This window comes from Candidatus Buchananbacteria bacterium CG10_big_fil_rev_8_21_14_0_10_42_9 (assembly GCA_002773845.1).
GTDB lineage: Bacteria > Patescibacteriota > Patescibacteriia > Buchananbacterales > 21-14-0-10-42-9 > 21-14-0-10-42-9.
The window spans coordinates 1-467 of record PEZZ01000017.1 but is presented as its reverse complement, the minus strand read 5'-3'; the positions used below and the strand labels follow the sequence as shown (position 1 = coordinate 467).

At 33.6% G+C, this 467-nt stretch carries 1 protein-coding gene; it reads right to left on the bottom strand.

Features of this window, described 5'->3' with window-relative positions; all coding sequences use genetic code 11:
• Positions 1-467, bottom strand: a 467-nt coding sequence (locus COT81_02355) for a hypothetical protein (GenBank protein ID PIS05160.1), incomplete at both ends; no start/stop codon positions are given.

The window sequence follows — 467 nt, the reverse complement described above, 5'->3', positions numbered from 1 at the left end:
GTTTAATATAGTCAAAAGAAGAACAAATGATGAGATCGGCAATTTCAATAATTTGTGGCCTTACAATCTTGTTGTAAATTTTAAAAAAACAACTTTTAAACCCACTGGCAACAACGTCCATATGATATTGTAAAACCAATTTCGCTTTAGGATTTTTAAATTTTTTAAAAAATAAAACGGCTTCAGTGCCGCCAAAAAATGGATAATGCAAATGAATAATATCATACTCTGACAGGCGCCAAAAAAGCTGGGGTAAAAAACCGGCATTACCGAAAGAAAATAAAGGCTTTAAATATTCTATTTTAAATTCCGCTGGATTATCTTTTTTTGCCGTAGTGGGAGTTATCACGGTAACATCGTGCCCTAATTTAGCCAAATATTTGGAAAAATTATATGCCGTATTGCCCATTCCTCCATGATAGGGCGGGAATGTGGAAACTATTTGAGCAATCTTCATAAATCGGTTT